We start from the raw sequence: 19,013 nt of genomic DNA on the forward strand, positions 1-19,013 counted from the left end.
GCCCTTGCGGTCAGGAGGGGCGCCTAGCCAGACCTACCGACGGCGGTATCCGCTCGGCCGAAATCCGCTGCCGGAAGACCCAGTACGTCCAGGCCTGGTAGACCACCGTCAGCGGGGCGAACAACGCGGTAACCCAGGTCATGATCTTGAGCGTGTAGGGCGTCGAGGAGGCGTTGTAGATCGTTACGTTCCATCGCTCGTTGAGCGTCGACGGCACCAGATTCGGGTATAGGGCACCGAACAGCAGGAGCACCACGGCTGCCACTACCAGCGCGATGCAGAGGAACGCCCAGCCATCGGATACGCGTCGCCAGACCAGCAGCACCGCCGCCAGCTGCGCAATCACGGCCACCCCCAGCAAGGCCCAGGTCCACTGCTTGCCATAAGCCAACTGGGTCCAAACCCCAAATCCGGCGACCAGGACCGTGACGGGAAGCGACAACAAGACGGCAAACCGGTATGCGTCGTCGTGAATCGGGCCCGCCGTCTTCAAGGCGACAAACACCGCCCCGTAGAACAGAAACAGGCCGGCGGTGGCCAATCCGCCCAACAGGGTGTACGCGTTGAGCACATCGCCGATTGACAGGGCCACGTGACCGTTGGCATCGACGGGCAGGCCTCGCACCAGGATGGCGAATGCGACGCCCCAGAGTATGGCCGGCAACCAGGACCCGGCTGCAATGCCGAAGTCGGCCAGCGCCCGCCACTTTGGGTCATCGACCTTGCCGCGCCACTCGATGGCCACCGAGCGCACGATCATGCCGAACACGATGGCCAGCAGCGGCAAGTACAGCGTGGAGAACACCGTGGCGTACCAGCCGGGAAATGCGGCGAACATGGCCGCGACGCCGGTGATCAGCCACACCTCGTTGCCGTCCCAAACCGGTCCAATGGTGTTGAGAGCGGTGCGCCGGTGGATCTCCGGATCACCCGTGCCGAAATGTGCGAAGGGTGCCATCAGCATGCCTACGCCGAAGTCGAATCCCTCGAGGATGAAGAATCCAAGGAACAGCACCGCGATGACAGCGAACCACAACTCTTGGAGTCCCAACGGTCAGCTCCCTTCTCTTGAGTTGGTGGCTTGGGCCTTGCCCGGTCTCAATAGGCGAACGACAGAGGTGCTACCTCGTCGTCGTCGGGTGCGCGTGGCGGAGCAGGCTCGGCGTCGTGTTCCAGCGGGCCCTCGACTATGTAGCGTTTGAGCAGCCAAAACCAGATGACCGCGAGCACCGCGTAGACAAGCGTGAATGTCACCAGGGAGGTGACGACCGTGGCGGTGGTCAGGTTGGACACCGCGGTTGCGACGGTGAGCCGAACGTTGGGGTCACCGGTTGGGTTCGGAGCCACGATCCAGGGCTGGCGGCCCATCTCGGTGAACACCCACCCGGAGATGTTGGCCAGGAACGGAGTCGGAATCGTCAGCAGCGCAAGCCATCCGAACCAACGCTTGTCCGGGATGCGTCCACCGCGAGTCAGCCACAGCGCAAGCAACGCGAACAGGACTGGGATTGCCAGGAATCCGATCATGGCGCGAAACGACCAGTAGGTGACGAAGAGATTGGGGCGGTAGTCATTTGGACCGAATCGCTGTTGGTAGTCCCGTTGCAGGTCACGCACGCCTTGCAGGGTGACGTTGGTCGGCCTGCCCTGCGCCAGGATCGGTAATACGTAGGGCACCTCGATGACTCGGGTGAGGCCATCGCAGTTGTTCTGCCGACCCACCGTGAGGATGGAGAAGTTCGGATCGGTTTGGGTGTCGCACAATGACTCTGCCGAAGCCATCTTCATCGGCTGCTGCTGAAACATCAGCTTGCCTTGGTAGTCGCCGCTGAAGAACAGGCCGACCGTGGCGATCAACGCCACCCAACACCCCAAGATGGTCGCCGGACGGTACATGGCCCGGGTACCACGCGGTACGGGGGAATTCTTGGAACGCACCAGCCACCAGGCGCTCACGGCGGCGACGAACGTCCCGGCGGTGAGGAATGCGCCCGTGACCGTGTGGGCAAATGCGGTTCGTCCGGTGTTGTTGGTGAGCAAGGCCACGATGCTGTTCAGTTCGGCGCGGTGGGTTTCGGGGTTGTAGTGCGCACCGACCGGGTGTTGCATGAACGAATTCGCCGTGATGATGAAGAACGCGGACACGTTCACGCTGATCGCGACTATCCAGATGCAGGCCAGGTGGACAAGGCGGGGCAACCTGCTCCAGCCGAAGATCCACAATCCGATGAAGGTGGATTCGAAGAAGAAGGCCATCAGGCCCTCCATGGCCAGGGGGGCGCCGAAGATGTCGCCGACGAACCGTGAGTACTCGCTCCAGTTCATTCCGAACTGGAATTCCTGGACGATCCCCGTCGCCACGCCGATGGCGAAGTTGATCAGGAACAACTTCCCGAAGAACTTGGTCAGTCGGTACCACGCGGGGTCGTCGGTGATTACCCAGGCTGTCTGCATGATGGCCAGCAGGGGAGCAAGGCCGATCGTGAGCGGTACGAAAATAAAGTGTTAGACGGTGGTGATACCGAACTGCCAACGCGAAACATCGACGACATTCATGTGCCATCTCCCGGGCCTGCGGGTGGTCTTACCGTGCTACGACGAAGTGTAGTAGGCCGGGCGGCTCCGACGCTAGCGTCCGGCAAGCATCACGAAAAATGCCCGTGAAGCGTCCTCGGTGCATCACGTAAAAATGCCCGCGAAACGGTCGATCCTCGGCAGGCATGGGAAGTGGGCTGTCGATGTCGTCTCGGGCCGAGATCACCGCGAAGTTCGCCAGGGCGTATGTGGGGGCGCCGAAGGCGGGCAAGGGGCAGATTCTGGATCAGGTGGTGGCGGTCACCGGCTGGTCGCGTGACAACGCCCGGCGGCGGTTGAGGGCGGCGGCCGCGCCGCCGGGAGCGGGTCGGCAGGTCGCCAAACGGACTCGCCGGCAACGCAATCCGAAGTACTCCTAGGATGCGCTCAAGGTGTTGCAGAAGGTGTGGGCGGCCTCAGGCGGGCAGTGGGGCCGGTACCTGGCCGCTTCCATGGCACTTCAGTTGGATGCTCTAGGGCGTGTCTGCTTAATGTGAATGGTGTTTTGGCTGATGCTGTTTGGGTGATGCGGACGCATGCGATTTCTGATGATTTGTGGTCGCTGATCGTGGCGGTGTTGCCTGCGGGGCGGCGGCGTGGCCGGCCGTGGAACGATCATCGACGTACTCTGGAGGGCATTATCTGGCGTTACCGTACGGGATCTCCGTGGTGTGACCTGCCCGAGCACTTCGGTCCCTGGCAATCGGTGGCCGAGAGGCATCTACGCTGGTCGGTCGATGGCATCTACGCGCGGATCTTCGCGGCGATCGCCTCTGACCTCGACGCCGAGGACGCCGACCTGGGCGCACTGTTGTCGGTCGATTCGACCAGTGTGCGCGCCCACCAACACGCAGCCGGAGCGCCCCGGGCGCCGCACAGGGGGATCTGTCGAATTACAAGAAATATCTCGATGAGCCCGATGACCACGCCATTGGGCGTTCCCGCGGCGGGCTGACTACCAAGATCCACGCCTTGACCGACCAGCTGTGCAGTCCGGTCACCCTGGCACTGTCGGCCGGTCAAGCCGGTGATAATCCGATGCTTTGGCCATTGCTGGCCGCCCGGTGCAGCAACTCATACGCCCCGTTTCGCCTGCTGGCGGACAAGGCGTACTCCCATGACTCGACGCGGGCACAGCTGCGCCGGCTCAAGATCGCCCATACCATCCCCGAGCGCAGCGACCAGATCACCCGCCGCAAAGCCAAAGGCCGCAACGGAGGACGGCCTCCGGGGTTCTCAGGCCGAATCTACAAGCACCGTAACACCGTCGAGCGAAGCTTCAACGGGCTCAAACACTGGCGCGCGGTCGCCACCTGCTACGACAAATACGCCCTGACCTACCTCGGCGGTGTCACCCTGGCCGCCATCATCACCTACCACCGCGTCCGCAATTAGCAGACAGGACCTAGAACGCCACGGCGAACTGGTGGACGGCCGTGACCGTTACGGCCCGGCGGTGCGTGCCGAGCTGTTGGCGATGAGCAGCGCCACGATCGACCGCTACCTGCGCGGCGCCAAGGCCCGCGACCAGATCTCGGGTGTGTCGACGACGAAACCCTCCCGCTGCTGCGGTCCTCGATCACCATCTGCAAAGCAGGCGATGAGGCCGAAGAATCTCCGGGGTTCTTCGAAGGCGACACCGTGGCGCACTGCGGCCCGACACTGAAAGGTGAGTTCGCCCGCACGGTCAACCTCACCGACATGCACATCGGCTGGGTGTTCACCCGCACGGTGCGCAACAACGCCCACCCCCACATCCTGGGCGCCCTCAAAACCGGAATTACTAAAATCCCTATAAGGTAACGGGTTTGGACTTCGACAACGGCACCGAATTCCTCAATAAGGCGGTCATCAAGTGGGCCGCGGACATGGAGATCTTCTTCACCCGCTCACGACCCTACAAGAAGAACGACCAGGCCACCATCGAGTCCAAAAACAACCACCTCGTGCGTCGCTACGGGTTCTACTACCGCTACGACACCGACGAAGAACGCGCCGTGCTCAACCGGCTGTGGCACCTGGTCAACGACCGGCTCAACTACCTGACCCCACCATCAAACCCATCAGCTACGGCTGCAGCCGCGACGGTCACCGCCGCCGGCTCTACGACAAGCCCCAGACCCCCCTGGACCGGCTGCTGGCCGCCGGAGTCCTCTCAGCGGCCCAACAAACAGAGCTGCTCACCTACCGCAACAGCCTCAACCCCGCCGCGATCGCCCACCAGATCGCCGACCTGCAAGCCGCCCTGCTCAGACTCGCCAAAGACAAGACCGAACAGCTCTACCTCGCCGCCATACCCGCCGCTCTACCCGCCCTCAAAGCCGGCATCCGCATCAAAAGCAAGACCACCACCTGACCCCGATTTCGCGGGCATTCCTTACCTGATGCATGAACCAGGTTTCGCAGGCATCTTGACTCGATGCATCACGGCGTCAATTGAGCCACCCGGCCCGAGGGTCAGAGCCCTAGCGACTTAGATGCCTTGCGGATACCGAAGGACGACACGACTTCGAACGCGCCGATGACCACCAGCCACACGCCCACGACGATGGCCAGGGTGATGATCGACTCGAACGGCGCGCCCATCACCACCACGCCGGCGATCAGGCTAATGACACCGATGAAAATCGACCATCCGCGACCCGGCAGGGTGGGGTCGCTGATTGCCGACACCGTGGTGGCGACGCCGCGGAAGATGAATCCGATGCCGATCCAGATGGCCAGCAGCAAGACCGCATTGCCGAAGTGGCGGAAGGCCAGCACGGCCAGGATCAGCGAAGCCGCGCCGCTGATGAACAGCAGGATTCGACTGCCCGCCGACACATGCAGGCTGAACGCGAACATGACCTGCGCGATCCCGGTCAGGATGAGGTAGACGCCGAAGGCGACGGCAGCAACCAAGACCGAAATTCCTGGCCAGGCCAGGATTAACGCGCCAAGGATCAGCGACAGGATTCCCGATGTCAGCGTTGACTTCCACAGATGCGGTAACAAGCTTGGGACAGGTGAGGTTTCCATGGCCGCAGTGTGACACATGTGACGGTCCTGGCAAAGGGGCAAAGGGTTGTGTCTAGTGGGCCGACCGGACGTGTCGAAAACTAGACGCGCGCGGCGTTCGGCTCATCGGCGGGCACGGCGGTGGGTTCGTCGATCGGCTTGTGGCCGATCAGATACCAGGTGCGCATCACACCTTTTCCTTTGACATTGATGTGTCCGCGCTCCTGGAGCACAAAGTCTTTGTTGAGCCGCTCGTAGACCTCATCCGGCACCTGGATCTTGCCCACCGAGTCGGTGGATTCCATCCGGGACGCAACGTTGACGGCGTCGCCCCAAACGTCATAGAAGAACCTGCGTGAGCCCACCACACCCGCGACGACGGGGCCGGTGGCCAGGCCGACCCGTAGCGGCACTGAGCGGTTGTGCGGATCTTTCATGCCGGCGGCGACATCAACCATATCGAGCGCAAAATCTGCCAACGCCTGCACATGATCGGGCCGTGGCCGTGGCACTCCGCTGACCACCATGTAGGAGTCGCCGCTGACCTTGATCTTTTCCAGCCCGTATTTGTCCACCAGGGCGTCGAAAGCGCTGTAGAGACGGTCTAGGAATCGAACCAGATCGGCCGGCGCGGTCGAGCTCGCGCGCTCGGTGAAGCCGACGATGTCGGCGAACAGCACGTAGGCCTCTTCGTATTTGTCGGCGATGATGTTTCGCTCGGGCTCCTTGAGCCGGTCCGCCACACTCACCGGCAGCATGTTGGCCAACAGCGCCTCTGAACGGTCGTACTGCGCCTCCATGACGGCCTCGGCGCGCGCGGTGTCTCGGAGGGCAAACCACACCGTGAAGAACACCAGGAGGCACGCGGAGACGGTGGTGATGATGAAGCCGAGGGATTGGAGCCATGCCGACTGGGCGCCGGTGTTACGCGGAACCACGAATTCCACGGTGATGATCAGGGCGGCGGCGAGCGCCGCGAGGCCGCTCGCCAGCACCACGTGTTCAATGCCCAGCACCAGCACGACCAGGCAGGCACCCACCAGGAAGAACATCTGAGCTCCCGACCCGGTGCCCACATTCCAGCAGCTGGCGAAAACCGAGACATAGGCTGCGCCGACAAACGTCAGCGGCGCCACCAGCTCCCCGAAGCGGTGCAGCATCGGGACGGTCGCAAAGACCAACGTTGCGGCGATGTTGATCAGGTTGATCTGCCAGATCCACGCCTGTGTGAGGAATTGCACCAGGATGAAGCTGCTGCTGATCAGCACCGCCAACAAGGCGGCGATGCTCAGGACCCGGGCACGGCGCGCCGCACTGTGGGCGTAGTGCTGATTGAGGTCACGGGTTTGCTCGCGGACGGCCGCGACCGAGTCCGGGCGGGGCAAGCCCTCAGACGATCGCCGTGCGGTACGACACTTCTTAGCCGATTTCTTGGCCGGCACGGCTCAAAGCCTACCGGTGCGCTCGTTGTCTACCCAGTCGAACGACCACCTCCCGGCGCGTTTTGGCTGCTTGCTGCGCCGGTAGTTCGCTGCTGAGCTGGTGCCCTCGGTGAGATTCGAACTCACACTGGACGGGTTTTGAATCCGTTTCCTCTGCCAGTTGGGATACGAGGGCCTGTCGCTTGTCCGTTGCGGCTTACTACCTTAGATGAGCCTCAAACCATAGTGGATTTGACTCCTCGTCCCGACTCACCGCCCCCCAAGGTTCCTGATTCCAGCCGCTCACGTCACAATGTCCGTCATGACCGGCCCCACCACCGATGCCGATGCCGCGAAGACACGCCGAGTCCTGATCGCGGAAGACGAAGCGCTCATCCGCATGGACTTGGCCGAAATGCTGCGAGAGGAGGGTTACGACATCGTCGGCGAGGCCGGCGACGGCCAGGAAGCCGTCGAGCTTGCCGAGCTGCACAAGCCCGATCTGGTGATCATGGATGTGAAGATGCCGCGCCGCGACGGCATCGACGCCGCGTCGGAGATCGCCAGTAAACGCATTGCGCCGATCGTGGTGCTGACCGCGTTCAGTCAGCGCGATCTGGTCGAACGCGCTCGCGATGCCGGGGCGATGGCGTACCTGGTGAAGCCTTTCACCGTCAGTGACCTGGTTCCGGCGATTGAACTGGCGGTGAGCCGGTTCAGCGAGATCAGTGCGCTGGAAAACGAAGTCGCCACACTGTCGGACCGTCTGGAAACGCGCAAGCTCGTTGAGCGCGCCAAAGGCTTGCTGCAGGCCAAACGAGGGATGACCGAGCCAGAGGCCTTCAAGTGGATCCAGCGGGCCGCCATGGACCGGCGGACCACCATGAAGCGGGTGGCTGAGGTGGTCCTGGAAACCCTGGATACCCCCGACGAGGCCTAGTCCCGGGCGCGCCGACCCGTCACGCCAGACACAGCGCGTCGCCGCTAGCGCGCCACGATCACCGAGGAACCGTGCCCGAACAGGCCCTGGTTCGCCGTCACGCCCACCCTGGCGTTCTCCACTTGCCGGCCGGTGGCCTGACCGCGCAGCTGCCAGTTCAACTCGCAGACTTGGGCAATGGCCTGAGCGGGGATTGCCTCGCCGAAGCAGGCCAGCCCACCGGACGGGTTGACCGGCACCCTGCCGCCGATGGTCGTCGCTCCGCTGCGCAGCAGCGCCTCGGCTTCACCTTTCGGGCACAGACCCAGGTGCTCGTACCAGTCAAGTTCTAGCGCGGTGGACAGGTCGTACACCTCAGCCAGGCTCAGGTCCTCGGGGCCTATGCCGGCTTCGGTATAGGCCGCATCGAGGATCTGATCCTTGAACACTCGCTCCGGTGCGGGGACTACCGCCGTGGAATCCGTTGCGATGTCCGGCAATTCGGGCAGATGTTGTGGGTAGCGCGGGGTCACGGTGCTGACCGCGCACACCGATGGCACCCCGTCGAGCGAGCCCAGGTGTTCGCGAGCGAACTTTGCGCTGGCCACGATCAAGGCCGCCGCGCCGTCGGAGGTGGCGCAGATATCCAGCAACCGCAACGGTTCAGCCACTACCTGGCTGGCCAGCACGTCCTCGACCGAGACTTCCTTGCGGTAGCGGGCGTTGGGGTTTTGCAGGCCGTGCCGGGAGTTCTTGACTTTCACCTGGGCGAAATCCTCGAGGGTGGCCCCGTACAGGTCCATCCGGCGCCGCGCGAGCAAGGCGAAGTAGACCGGGTTGGTAGCCCCGATCAGGTGGAATCGCTGCCAATCGGGATCGTTTTTGCGCTCACCGCCGACCGGGGCGAAAAACCCTTTCGGGGTGGTGTCGGCGCCGACCACCAACGCAACATCGCAGAATCCGGCCAGAATCTGGGCCCGCGCGCTTTGCAGCGCCTGGGAGCCGCTGGCGCACGCGGCGTAGCTCGAACTGACCGGCACGCCGTTCCAGCCGAGCTTCTGCGCGAAGGTGGCGCCGGCCACAAAGCCCGGGTATCCGTTGCGGATGGTGTCCGCGCCGGCCACCAGCTGGATCTGGCGCCATTCCAAACCGGCTTCGCGCAGGGCGGCGCGGGCGGCAGCGACCCCGTACTCGGTGAAGTCGTTGCCCCACTTGCCCCACGGGTGCATTCCCGCGCCAAGGATGTAAAGGGGTTCGGGGGCACTCATCAGGCGATCCTCCAGGCGTACACGATGCGTTCGACGCCGTCCTCGTCGGTGAACAGCGGCATGGTCGTCAGCTCCATCTCCATGCCGATCTTCAAGTCGGCGGCCAGCGTGCCTTCGACAACTTTGCCCAGCACGATCAGCCCCTCGTCGGCGAGCTCCACCGCGGCGACGGCGAACGGCTCAAAGGGGTCGGGGGACGGGTAGGGCGGGGGCGGAGCGTAACGGTTCTCGGTGTAGCTCCACAGCTTTCCCCGACGGGATAAAGCAACGGACTCTAGTTTGTCGTTGGCGCAAGCCGGATTGGGGCAGTTGTTCTCGCGCGGGGGGAAAACATAAGTACCGCACTGGGGGCACTTACTGCCGATCAGATGGGGGCTTCCGGCTTCATCGGTGGTGAACCAACCCGCGACCGCCGGTTGTTGACTGGTGACCTCTGGCACCGGGCCAGCCTACCCAGCACGAGCACAAAACTGAAACGTGTTGCAGTTCTGCCGGTGGTTGGGCTCGGTCGGCGCGTCGCACCGGATGCCTAGAGTGTGAGCCGTGAGTGTCGCGACCGAGCAATCCACAAAGCCGACGCTGATGTTGCTAGACGGCAATTCGCTAGCCTTTCGCGCGTTCTATGCGCTGCCCGCGGAGAACTTCAAGACCCGCGGCGGGCTAACCACCAATGCCGTCTACGGCTTCACCGCCATGTTGATCAATCTCCTGCGCGACGAAGCGCCCACGCATATCGCGGCGGCATTTGACGTCTCACGGCAGACATTCCGCTCCGAGCGCTATCCGGAGTACAAGGCCAATCGAAGCTCGACCCCCGACGAGTTCCACGGTCAGATCGACATCACCAAGGAAGTTCTCAACGCGCTGGGGATCACGGTGCTAGCCGCACCGGGATTTGAGGCCGACGACATCATCGCGACGTTGGCCACCCAGGCTGAAGGGGAGGGGTACCGGGTGCTGGTCGTCACCGGCGACCGAGACTCCCTGCAACTGGTCAGCGATGACGTGACCGTGCTCTACCCGCGCAAGGGCGTCAGCGAACTCACCCGCTTCACCCCGGAGGCCGTCGTGGAGAAGTACGGGCTCACCCCAGTGCAGTATCCCGACTTCGCCGCCTTGCGCGGTGATCCCAGCGACAACCTGCCCGGCATTCCCGGAGTGGGGGAGAAGACCGCGTCCAAGTGGATTGTCGAATACGGTTCGTTGCAGGGGCTGGTCGACCAGGTTGACTCGGTGCGCGGCAAGGTTGGCGACTCGCTGCGGGCGAATCTGGCCAGCGTGGTGCGCAACCGGGAACTCACTGATCTGGTGCGCGACGTGCCGTTGGCGCAGACCCCAGAGGCCTTGCGGCTGCAGCCCTGGGACCGCGACCAGATTCACCGGCTGTTCGACGACCTCGAGTTCCGGGTGTTGCGCGACCGGCTCTTCGATACGCTGGCCGCCGTCGAACCCGAGGTCGACCAGGGATTTGACGTTCGCGGAGGTGCGGTGTCGCCCGGCGCAGTGGCGCAGTGGCTGGCCGAGCATGTCGTGGACGGGCGTCGCTGCGGCCTGACGGTCGTGGGTACCCATCTGCCCCATGGTGGCGACGCCACCGCACTGGCCCTCGCCGCCGCCGACGGCGAGGGCGGCTACATCGACACCGCGACGCTGACCCCCGATGACGACGCGGCGCTGGGTGAGTGGCTGGCCGACCCTGCCAAACCCAAGGCACTGCATGAGGCGAAGCTGGCTATCCACGATCTGCGGGGCGGAGGCTGGACGCTCAACGGTGTCACTTCCGACACCGCGCTGGCCGCCTATCTGGTTCGTCCGGGCCAGCGCAGCTTCACTCTCGACGATCTCTCACTGCGCTACCTGCGCCGCGAATTGCGGGCAGAAACACCTGAGCAGCAGCAACTTTCGCTGCTCGATGATGACGACACCGACGTCGCGGCCGCCCAGACCGCAATCCTGCGGGCGCGCGCCGTCATAGACCTCGCCGATGCGCTTGACGCCGAGCTGGACAGGATCGACTCCACCGGGTTGCTGGCCGACATGGAGTTGCCGGTGCAACACGTGCTCGCGGAAATGGAAACGGCCGGCATCGCGGTCGATCTGACGATGCTCGGCGGGCTGCAAAGCCAGTTCGCCGACCAGATCTGCGATGCCGCTGAAGCCGCCTACGCCGTGATCGGCAAGCAGATCAACCTGGGCTCACCCAAGCAACTGCAGGTCGTGCTGTTCGACGAGCTGGGAATGCCGAAGACCAAGCGGACCAAGACGGGTTACACCACCGACGCGGACGCGCTGCAGTCGTTGTTCGACAAGACCGGACATCCTTTTCTGCAGCATTTGTTGGCGCACCGCGATGTCACCCGCCTGAAGGTGACCGTGGACGGGTTGTTGAACTCGGTCGCCGACGACGGCCGGATTCACACCACCTTCAATCAGACCATCGCTGCAACGGGCCGGTTGTCGTCGACGGAGCCCAACCTGCAGAACATCCCGATCCGTACCGACGCCGGCCGCCAGATCCGCGACGCTTTCGTGGTCGGCGACGGATACAGCGAGCTGATGACCGCCGACTACAGCCAGATCGAGATGCGGATCATGGCTCACCTGTCGCGCGATGAGGGTCTTATCGAAGCCTTCAACACCGGCGAGGATCTGCACTCGTTTGTGGCCTCGAGGGCCTTCGGTGTGCCCATCGACGAAGTAAGCGGTGAGTTGCGCCGCCGGGTGAAGGCGATGTCCTACGGGTTGGCATACGGGCTGAGCGCATACGGGCTGTCCAGCCAGCTCAAGATCTCCACCGAGGACGCCAAGGTCCAGATGGATCAGTACTTCTCTCGGTTCGGTGGGGTGCGCGACTACCTGATGGCCGTCGTCGAACAGGCCCGCAAAGACGGCTACACCTCCACGGTGTTGGGGCGTCGGCGCTACCTTCCCGAGCTGGACAGCAGTAATCGACAGGTACGGGAGGCAGCGGAGCGCGCCGCGCTCAACGCACCGATGCAGGGCAGCGCCGCCGACATCATCAAGGTGGCGATGATCGAGGTCGACAAGGCGCTGAAAGAACACGCCCTCAAGTCGCGCATGTTGTTGCAGGTACACGACGAATTGCTATTCGAAGTAGCGGCCGGCGAGCGCGAACAGATCGAGGCACTGGTACGCGACAAGATGGGCAGCGCCTATCCGCTCGATGTGCCCCTGGAAGTGTCGGTCGGCTTCGGCCGCAGCTGGGACTCGGCCGCGCACTGATCGGTGCCGCGCGGCCCGAGCTGGCTCTGCAACACCGCACTGCTTGTCGCTCATTTGGCCCCACTGTCGAGCATCGTCATCGCCAACGATGTGTTCATTTCAACCGACGCTCGGGGCCTGGCTACCCGGTTGCGCCGCTGGTACAGGTGCCGCTGATGCTGCTGGAAGCGGTTGCGCTGCTTTGGCGGACACCCGTCCTGGGCCGGCGGGGCACCGCAGGGTAGGCTGATCACGATTCACCGGCTGGGCAGGCCGAGTTTGTCCAGCATGCACGCCGTCGAGTAGCCTCGACGCATACCCGCTGGTGCTCGATGGCGGGTTACACCAAAAACAATTGTCCTAAGTCCCTACGATCGACCCTGTCCGGAGCAACCCAACAATATGCCGAGTCCCACCGTCACCTCGCCGCAAGTAGCCGTCAACGACATTGGCTCCGCCGAGGACTTTCTCGCCGCAATAGACCAAACGATCAAGTACTTCAACGATGGTGACATCGTCGAAGGCACCATCGTCAAAGTGGACCGGGACGAGGTGCTCCTCGACATCGGCTACAAGACCGAAGGGGTAATCCCCGCCCGCGAGCTCTCGATCAAACACGACGTCGACCCCAATGAGGTCGTTACTGTGGGCGACGAGGTCGAGGCCCTGGTTCTCACCAAAGAGGACAAAGACGGCCGGCTCATCCTCTCCAAGAAGCGCGCACAGTACGAGCGCGCCTGGGGCACCATCGAGGCGCTCAAGGAGAAGGACGAGGCCGTCAAGGGCACCGTCATCGAGGTGGTCAAGGGTGGTCTGATCCTCGACATCGGGCTTCGTGGCTTCCTGCCTGCCTCGCTGGTCGAGATGCGCCGGGTTCGTGATCTGCAGCCGTACATCGGCAAGGAGATCGAAGCCAAGATCATCGAGCTGGACAAGAACCGCAACAACGTCGTCTTGTCGCGGCGGGCCTGGCTGGAGCAGACCCAGTCCGAGGTGCGCAGCGAATTCCTCAACCAGCTGCAGAAGGGCACCATCCGCAAGGGTGTGGTTTCCTCCATCGTCAACTTCGGCGCGTTCGTCGATCTCGGCGGTGTTGACGGTCTGGTGCACGTCTCCGAGCTGTCCTGGAAGCACATCGACCACCCGTCCGAGGTGGTTCAGGTGGGCGACGAGGTCACCGTCGAGGTGCTCGACGTCGACATGGACCGCGAGCGGGTTTCGTTGTCGCTGAAGGCGACTCAGGAAGACCCGTGGCGCCACTTCGCCCGCACCCACGCCATCGGCCAGATCGTGCCGGGCAAGGTCACCAAGCTGGTGCCCTTCGGTGCGTTCGTCCGAGTCGAGGAGGGCATCGAGGGCCTGGTGCACATCTCCGAGCTGGCTGAGCGCCACGTCGAGGTGCCCGACCAGGTGGTCGCCGTCGGCGACGACGCGATGGTCAAGGTCATCGACATCGACCTGGAGCGTCGCCGGATCTCGTTGTCGCTCAAACAGGCCAACGAGGACTACACCGACGAGTTCGACCCGGCCAAGTACGGCATGGCCGACAGCTACGACGACCAGGGCAACTACATCTTCCCCGAGGGCTTCGATCCCGAAACCAACGAATGGATGGAAGGATTCGACACCCAGCGTGCCGAATGGGAAGCCCGCTACGCCGAGGCCGAGCGCCGGCACAAGATGCACACCACGCAGATGGAGAAGTTCGCTGCTGCGGAGGCGGTCGGACATGGCGACAATGGTGGTGGCTCGTCGAGCAGCAGCTCCTCGGAGAAGTCCGCGGGTGGATCGCTGGCTAGCGATGCCCAACTGGCCGCGCTGCGCGAAAAGCTCGCCGGTAACGGGTAGTCGCGCTCACGGATGCTGCGCATCGGGCTTACCGGTGGCATCGGTGCCGGAAAGTCGGCGCTGTCTGCGACATTCGCAGAATGTGGCGGCATCATCGTCGACGGCGATGTGCTGGCTCGCGAAGTAGTTGAGCCGGGTACCGAAGGACTGGCCGCGCTGGTCGATGCCTTCGGCCATGACATCCTGCTGCCCGATGGGGCACTGGATCGGCCGGGGCTGGCTGCCAAGGCGTTTCGGGATGAGGCGTCACGCTCGAAGCTCAACGGCATCGTGCACCCGCTGGTGGCCCGCCGTCGCGCCGAGATCATCGCGGCAGTATCCGATGACGCGGTTGTGGTAGAGGACATTCCGCTGCTGGTGGAATCGGGGATTGCTCCGCTGTTCCCGCTCGTGGTTGTCGTGCATGCCGACATGGAGGTACGGCTACGACGACTGGTCCACCAGCGCGGCATGTCCGAAGACGATGCCCGCGCCAGGATTGCCGCACAGGCTAGCGATGAGCAGCGTCGTGCCATCGCCGATGTCTGGCTAGACAATTCCGGCAGCCTCGATGCGTTGGTCGAGCGTGCGCGTGACGTGTGGAACAACAGGATCCTGCCTTTCGCCCACAACCTGAGCGTGGGTCAGATTGCGCGGTTTCCTGCCCGTGTGGTGGCGGCAGACCCGAGTTGGCCAGAGCAGGCGCAGCGCATCGTTGCGCGCCTCAAGACCACATGCGGTCACAAGGCGTCGCGGGTCGACCACATCGGCTCGACCGCTGTCGCGGGATTCGATGCCAAGGACGTCATCGACATCCAGGTCACCGTCGAATCACTTGCGGTAGCAGACGAACTGGCCGAGGGGCTGCGCTCGGCCGGTTATCCGCGCCTCGAGCACGTCACCCAGGACAACCCCAAGGAAGACCCGCGCAGCCTCATCGACCACTACGACCACGGTCGTGACCCTGCGTTGTGGCATAAGCGTTTTCATGCCTCCGCGGACCCAGGCCGACCGACGAATGTGCACATTCGGGTGGATGGCTGGCCCAATCAGCAGTTCGCCCTGCTGTTCGTGGACTGGCTGCGGGCCAATCCCGGTGCCCGCGCCGATTATCTGGCCATCAAGCGCGACGCAGAAAAGCAGGCGGCGCTCGCTGGCGGCGGCGGCGTGGAGCATTACGTCACCACAAAGGAGCCCTGGTTTCTCGACGCCTACCGGCGGGCATGGGAGTGGGCCGACTCGACCGGATGGCGGCCGTAGCCGGTCCGGTGGTGCGCCGCGCGGTTTCGCAGTTTGGGATGCGCTGTTGCGATTCCATGCCACCGGTTGGCGGCCCATCCCCATGTGGTGCCGATCGGTCGGTGGGCGCGAGTAACGTCACGGCGATTCGGGTTCGTTTCCCATCGCTTGGCTGGGTGCAACGGCATGATCGTCGCTGCGTTTGACCAGTAGCCAGGCCTCTTCGCTGCCCTCCCGAATCCGGGTGAGGGCGTAGCCGCCCCTCAACTTCTGGCCGTGCAAGTGAAACGAAAGATGACCTCGATCGAGCCCTTTGGTCATTTCATGTTGGGTTCTGTTGGCGTAGGTGCCCTGGTCCCAGACGACGACGGCGCCGGCACCGCATGCGGCGTCGGGAATCACTCCCTTGGATGAGGCCCATTTGACGGGGTGATTCTCGGTGCGACGGGCCATCCGCTTGTACTCGGGGTTGGTCGACGGACCGCTGGGGATCGCCCAGGATACGAGGACACCGCCGATCTCGAGGCGGAAATCATAGTGACCGCTGCCTGCCGCGTGATGCTGGACGACAAAACGCGGCCCTTCGTCGGGTTTGCGCTTCTTCCAGCGGCGCCGTCCCCGATGTCGGACGCCTTGGTCGGATTGCCAGTTGTGGCGGTTGTCGCGGAGGGGCATACGACAGCATTACCCACTAGCCAATTCTGGAAACGACCCAGAAAGGGCGTCGGGTGATGCGCTCACGTGGGCCGCCATGTGAGCGCCATGCCCTTGGATGCCAGCCACCGCACCAGGTCGTAATCGTGGTGGGCCAGCCCATCGACCGCGGACACCGCCCTGTGCACCGCTTGCTCGGCCGCCTCGGGGGTCAGCAGGCCGTGGTGGAAGGCGCCCAGCAACTCGTCGACGTCAGCCAGTTTCGCCCCCTGACCAGTGCGAACTTCGATGTCGATGTAGTGGTCCTCGGAGTGCCATTTCGCGGGACCCGCGGTGTATTCGCCGACGTCGAGGTAATAGTCGAAATCGCGCTCATGCCCCGGATTGAAGTGGAAGACCGTGGCGCGCAACCCCAACGACGGCAACAGCCACGACTCGAGGTAGTGGAACTGGGCGCGGCCCGGAGTGGGCCGGGCCAGGTAGAGCCCCCACGGGTGCACCGCATAGTCATCGACCGCCCGCACGATGCCTTTGGGATCGGTATTGGTGCGGGAGGCCACGTCGAAGGATTCGTGCTTGGGCGGATGAATGATGACACCCTACCGACCGCTCAGACCCGTGGTTGTCTCCCTCCGGCATCAGGGTGCCGGCGGGCATTGCGGGTACGCTCGCCGGGCTTCTTGTCGGTGTCTGCCTTTACCCTGGTGGCATGGCTTTTGCCACTGAGCATCCTGCCGACCACGTGCCGGTCGCGCATTCGGAATACCGTGCCGTCGATGACGTGGTGCGTACCGGCGCCAGTTTCGAGGTAATCAGCCCGCACGATCCAGCCGGCGATCAGCCGGCCGCGATCAACGAACTGGAACGCAGAATCCGAGCCGGCGAGCGTGACGTGGTGCTGCTCGGCGCCACCGGAACCGGAAAGTCGGCTACCACGGCGTGGCTGATCGAACGATTGCAGCGGCCCACCCTGGTGATGGCGCCGAACAAGACCCTGGCTGCGCAGCTGGCCAATGAGCTGCGAGAGATGCTGCCGCACAACGCTGTCGAGTACTTCGTGTCGTACTACGACTACTACCAGCCCGAGGCGTATATCGCCCAGACCGACACCTACATCGAAAAGGACAGCTCCATCAACGATGACGTGGAGCGGCTGCGGCACTCCGCGACCTCCGCGCTGCTGTCGCGGCGTGACGTGGTGGTGGTGGCCTCGGTGTCCTGTATCTATGGTCTGGGCACCCCACAGTCCTACCTGGATCGTTCGGTCGAACTGCAGGTCGGCACCGACGTCCCACGCGACGGCCTGCTGCGGCTGCTGGTGGACGTGCAGTACACCCGCAACGACCTGTCTTTCACTCGCGGTTCCTTCCGGGTGCGCGGTGACACCGTGGAAATCATCCCGTCCTATGAGGAGCTGGCGGTCCGCATCGAGTTCTTCGGCGACGAAATCGAGGCGCTCTATTACCTTCACCCGCTGACCGGCGACGTGGTCCGGCAGGTCGATTCGCTACGCATCTTCCCGGCCACCCACTATGTGGCCGGGCCGGAGCGGATGGCACAGGCGATCTCCACGATCGAGGAGGAGCTTGCCGAGCGCCTCGCCGAACTCGAGGGCCACGGCAAGCTGCTGGAGGCGCAGCGGCTGCGGATGCGCACCAACTACGACATCGAGATGATGCGGCAGGTCGGGTTCTGCTCGGGCATCGAGAACTACTCGCGCCACATCGACGGACGGCCCGCCGGCTCAGCTCCTGCAACGCTGTTGGACTACTTCCCGGAGGATTTCCTGCTGGTCATCGACGAGTCACACGTCACCGTTCCGCAGATCGGCGGCATGTATGAGGGCGACATTTCGCGCAAGCGTAACTTGGTGGAGTTCGGATTCCGGTTGCCCTCGGCGGTGGACAATCGTCCGTTGCAGTGGGAGGAGTTCGCCGATCGGATTGGGCAGACGGTGTACCTGTCGGCCACGCCGGGGCCCTACGAACTGAGCCAGTCCGGCGGTGAATTTGTCGAGCAGGTGATTCGTCCGACCGGCTTGGTGGATCCCAAGGTGGTGGTCAAACCGACCAAGGGACAGATTGACGATCTCATCGGCGAGATCCGGCAGCGGGCCGAGGCCGACCAGCGGGTGCTGGTGACGACGCTGACCAAGAAGATGGCCGAAGACCTCACCGATTACCTGCTCGAGATGGGTATCCGGGTTCGCTACCTGCACTCCGAGGTCGACACGTTGCGCCGGGTCGAGCTGCTGCGCCAGCTGCGACTTGGTGAGTATGACGTGCTGGTCGGCATCAACCTGCTTCGTGAGGGCCTGGACCTGCCGGAAGTGTCGTTGGTGGCCATCTTGGACGCCGACAAGGAGGGCTTCCTGCGGTCGGCGCGCAGCCTGATCCAGACGATCGGCCGCGCCGCGCGCAACGTATCCGGTGAAGTGCACATGTACGCCGACAAGATCACCGACTCGATGAAGGAAGCGATCGACGAAACCGAGCGGCGGCGGGCAAAGCAGGTCGCCTACAACGAGGCCAACGGGATCGACCCGCAGCCACTGCGCAAGAAGATCGCCGACATCCTCGACCAGGTCTACCGCGAGGCGGACGACACCGAAGCCGCGGAGTCAGTTCCGATCGGTGGGTCGGGTCGCAACTCATCCCGGGGCCGGCGGGCCCAGGGTGAACCCGGCCGGGCCGTCAGCGCCGGGGTATTCGAGGGTCGCGATACCTCGGCTATGCCCCGCGCCGAGCTGGCCGACCTGATCAAAGACCTCACCTCGCAGATGATGGTCGCCGCGCGCGACCTCCAATTCGAGCTGGCCGCCCGGTTCCGCGACGAGATCGCCGATCTCAAGAAGGAATTGCGCGGCATGGATGCCGCCGGGTTGAAATAGCG

At 63.8% G+C, this 19,013-nt stretch carries 17 protein-coding genes, 1 tRNA gene and 1 pseudogene; 10 read left to right on the forward strand and 9 right to left on the reverse strand.

The features are described from left to right. Nucleotides 1-10 precede the first annotated feature (10 nt). Both cydB and G6N41_RS16495 read right to left on the reverse strand, forming a co-directional pair. Nucleotides 11-1,051: a cytochrome d ubiquinol oxidase subunit II gene (gene cydB, locus G6N41_RS16490; protein ID WP_198965148.1), complete on the reverse strand. Its 1,041-nt coding sequence runs from the start codon at nt 1,049-1,051 to the stop codon at nt 11-13. Nucleotides 1,052-1,098: 47 nt separating this feature from the next. After that, nucleotides 1,099-2,499 carry a cytochrome ubiquinol oxidase subunit I gene (locus tag G6N41_RS16495; protein WP_231609020.1) on the reverse strand — a complete coding sequence of 467 codons (1,401 nt, stop codon included), beginning with the start codon at nt 2,497-2,499 and terminating at the stop codon, nt 1,099-1,101. Nucleotides 2,500-2,738: 239 nt separating this feature from the next. Between G6N41_RS16495 and G6N41_RS16500 the strand changes: the two genes are divergently transcribed. The 5 genes and pseudogenes from G6N41_RS16500 to G6N41_RS16520 all read left to right on the forward strand — a co-directional run bounded on the left by G6N41_RS16500 (nt 2,739) and on the right by G6N41_RS16520 (nt 4,930). Beyond that, a complete protein-coding gene (locus tag G6N41_RS16500; RefSeq protein WP_198968060.1) occupies nt 2,739-2,954 on the forward strand; it encodes a hypothetical protein in 216 nt (71 codons plus the stop codon). A gap of 143 nt (nt 2,955-3,097) precedes the next feature. Further along, nucleotides 3,098-3,969 (forward strand): annotated as a pseudogene (locus G6N41_RS16505) (IS5 family transposase). Next, a complete protein-coding gene (locus G6N41_RS16510) occupies nt 3,923-4,240 on the forward strand; it encodes a hypothetical protein (protein WP_198965149.1) in 318 nt (105 codons plus the stop codon). The pseudogene G6N41_RS16505 and the gene G6N41_RS16510 overlap by 47 nt, the downstream one beginning before the upstream one ends. Beyond that, nucleotides 4,216-4,377 carry a hypothetical protein gene (locus G6N41_RS16515; RefSeq protein ID WP_198913342.1) on the forward strand — a complete coding sequence of 54 codons (162 nt, stop codon included), beginning with the start codon at nt 4,216-4,218 and terminating at the stop codon, nt 4,375-4,377. Before G6N41_RS16510 ends, G6N41_RS16515 begins: the two co-directional genes overlap by 25 nt. Before the next feature lie 208 nt (nt 4,378-4,585). Continuing rightward, entirely contained in the window at nt 4,586-4,930 is a 345-nt protein-coding gene (locus G6N41_RS16520) for a transposase (protein ID WP_231608542.1), read from the forward strand. A 101-nt stretch (nt 4,931-5,031) separates the two neighbouring features. Here the strand turns inward: G6N41_RS16520 and G6N41_RS16525 are convergent, their stop codons facing one another. From G6N41_RS16525 to G6N41_RS16535, 3 genes are all read right to left on the reverse strand, one after another. Next, on the reverse strand, nt 5,032-5,610 hold the full coding sequence (locus G6N41_RS16525; protein WP_011739729.1) for an HdeD family acid-resistance protein: 579 nt from the start codon (nt 5,608-5,610) through the stop codon (nt 5,032-5,034). A 62-nt stretch (nt 5,611-5,672) separates the two neighbouring features. Beyond that, complete coding sequence (locus G6N41_RS16530; protein ID WP_198965150.1) at nt 5,673-7,013, reverse strand: adenylate/guanylate cyclase domain-containing protein; 1,341 nt, start codon at nt 7,011-7,013, stop codon at nt 5,673-5,675. A gap of 98 nt (nt 7,014-7,111) precedes the next feature. Further along, nucleotides 7,112-7,188 (reverse strand) — tRNA-Leu (locus G6N41_RS16535). Between the two features lie 126 nt (nt 7,189-7,314). Between G6N41_RS16535 and G6N41_RS16540 the strand changes: the two genes are divergently transcribed. Next, entirely contained in the window at nt 7,315-7,932 is a 618-nt protein-coding gene (locus tag G6N41_RS16540; protein ID WP_198965151.1) for an ANTAR domain-containing response regulator, read from the forward strand. A gap of 44 nt (nt 7,933-7,976) precedes the next feature. On the opposite strand, the gene G6N41_RS16545 is transcribed toward G6N41_RS16540, so the two are convergent. Together G6N41_RS16545 and G6N41_RS16550 are read right to left on the reverse strand one after the other, a co-directional pair. Further along, on the reverse strand, nt 7,977-9,179 hold the full coding sequence (locus G6N41_RS16545; RefSeq protein WP_198965152.1) for a lipid-transfer protein: 1,203 nt from the start codon (nt 9,177-9,179) through the stop codon (nt 7,977-7,979). Then, entirely contained in the window at nt 9,179-9,619 is a 441-nt protein-coding gene (locus G6N41_RS16550; RefSeq protein ID WP_198965153.1) for a Zn-ribbon domain-containing OB-fold protein, read from the reverse strand. Before G6N41_RS16550 ends, G6N41_RS16545 begins: the two co-directional genes overlap by 1 nt. Nucleotides 9,620-9,761: 142 nt before the next feature. Between G6N41_RS16550 and polA the strand changes: the two genes are divergently transcribed. The 3 genes from polA (at nt 9,762) to coaE (ending at nt 15,488) form a co-directional block, all read left to right on the forward strand. Next, a complete protein-coding gene (gene polA / locus G6N41_RS16555; protein WP_198967892.1) occupies nt 9,762-12,422 on the forward strand; it encodes a DNA polymerase I in 2,661 nt (886 codons plus the stop codon). Between the two features lie 381 nt (nt 12,423-12,803). Beyond that, entirely contained in the window at nt 12,804-14,249 is a 1,446-nt protein-coding gene (gene rpsA, locus G6N41_RS16560) for a 30S ribosomal protein S1 (protein ID WP_198965154.1), read from the forward strand. A 12-nt stretch (nt 14,250-14,261) separates the two neighbouring features. After that, nucleotides 14,262-15,488 (forward strand): dephospho-CoA kinase, encoded by a 1,227-nt coding sequence (gene coaE / locus G6N41_RS16565; RefSeq protein ID WP_198965155.1) that lies wholly within the window; start codon nt 14,262-14,264, stop codon nt 15,486-15,488. Nucleotides 15,489-15,605: 117 nt separating this feature from the next. Here the strand turns inward: coaE and G6N41_RS16570 are convergent, their stop codons facing one another. Next, the gene (locus G6N41_RS16570; RefSeq protein WP_012394178.1) at nt 15,606-16,142 is read right to left on the reverse strand and encodes a DNA polymerase ligase N-terminal domain-containing protein; all 537 of its coding nucleotides are present in this window, start codon (nt 16,140-16,142) and stop codon (nt 15,606-15,608) included. A gap of 62 nt (nt 16,143-16,204) precedes the next feature. After that, complete coding sequence (locus G6N41_RS16575; RefSeq protein WP_198967893.1) at nt 16,205-16,645, reverse strand: DUF402 domain-containing protein; 441 nt, start codon at nt 16,643-16,645, stop codon at nt 16,205-16,207. Nucleotides 16,646-16,830: 185 nt separating this feature from the next. Between G6N41_RS16575 and uvrB the strand changes: the two genes are divergently transcribed. Continuing rightward, complete coding sequence (uvrB, locus tag G6N41_RS16580; protein WP_012394180.1) at nt 16,831-19,011, forward strand: excinuclease ABC subunit UvrB; 2,181 nt, start codon at nt 16,831-16,833, stop codon at nt 19,009-19,011. Nucleotides 19,012-19,013 lie beyond the last annotated feature (2 nt).

It is taken from the genome of Mycobacterium shottsii (assembly GCF_010728525.1).
GTDB lineage: Bacteria > Actinomycetota > Actinomycetes > Mycobacteriales > Mycobacteriaceae > Mycobacterium > Mycobacterium marinum.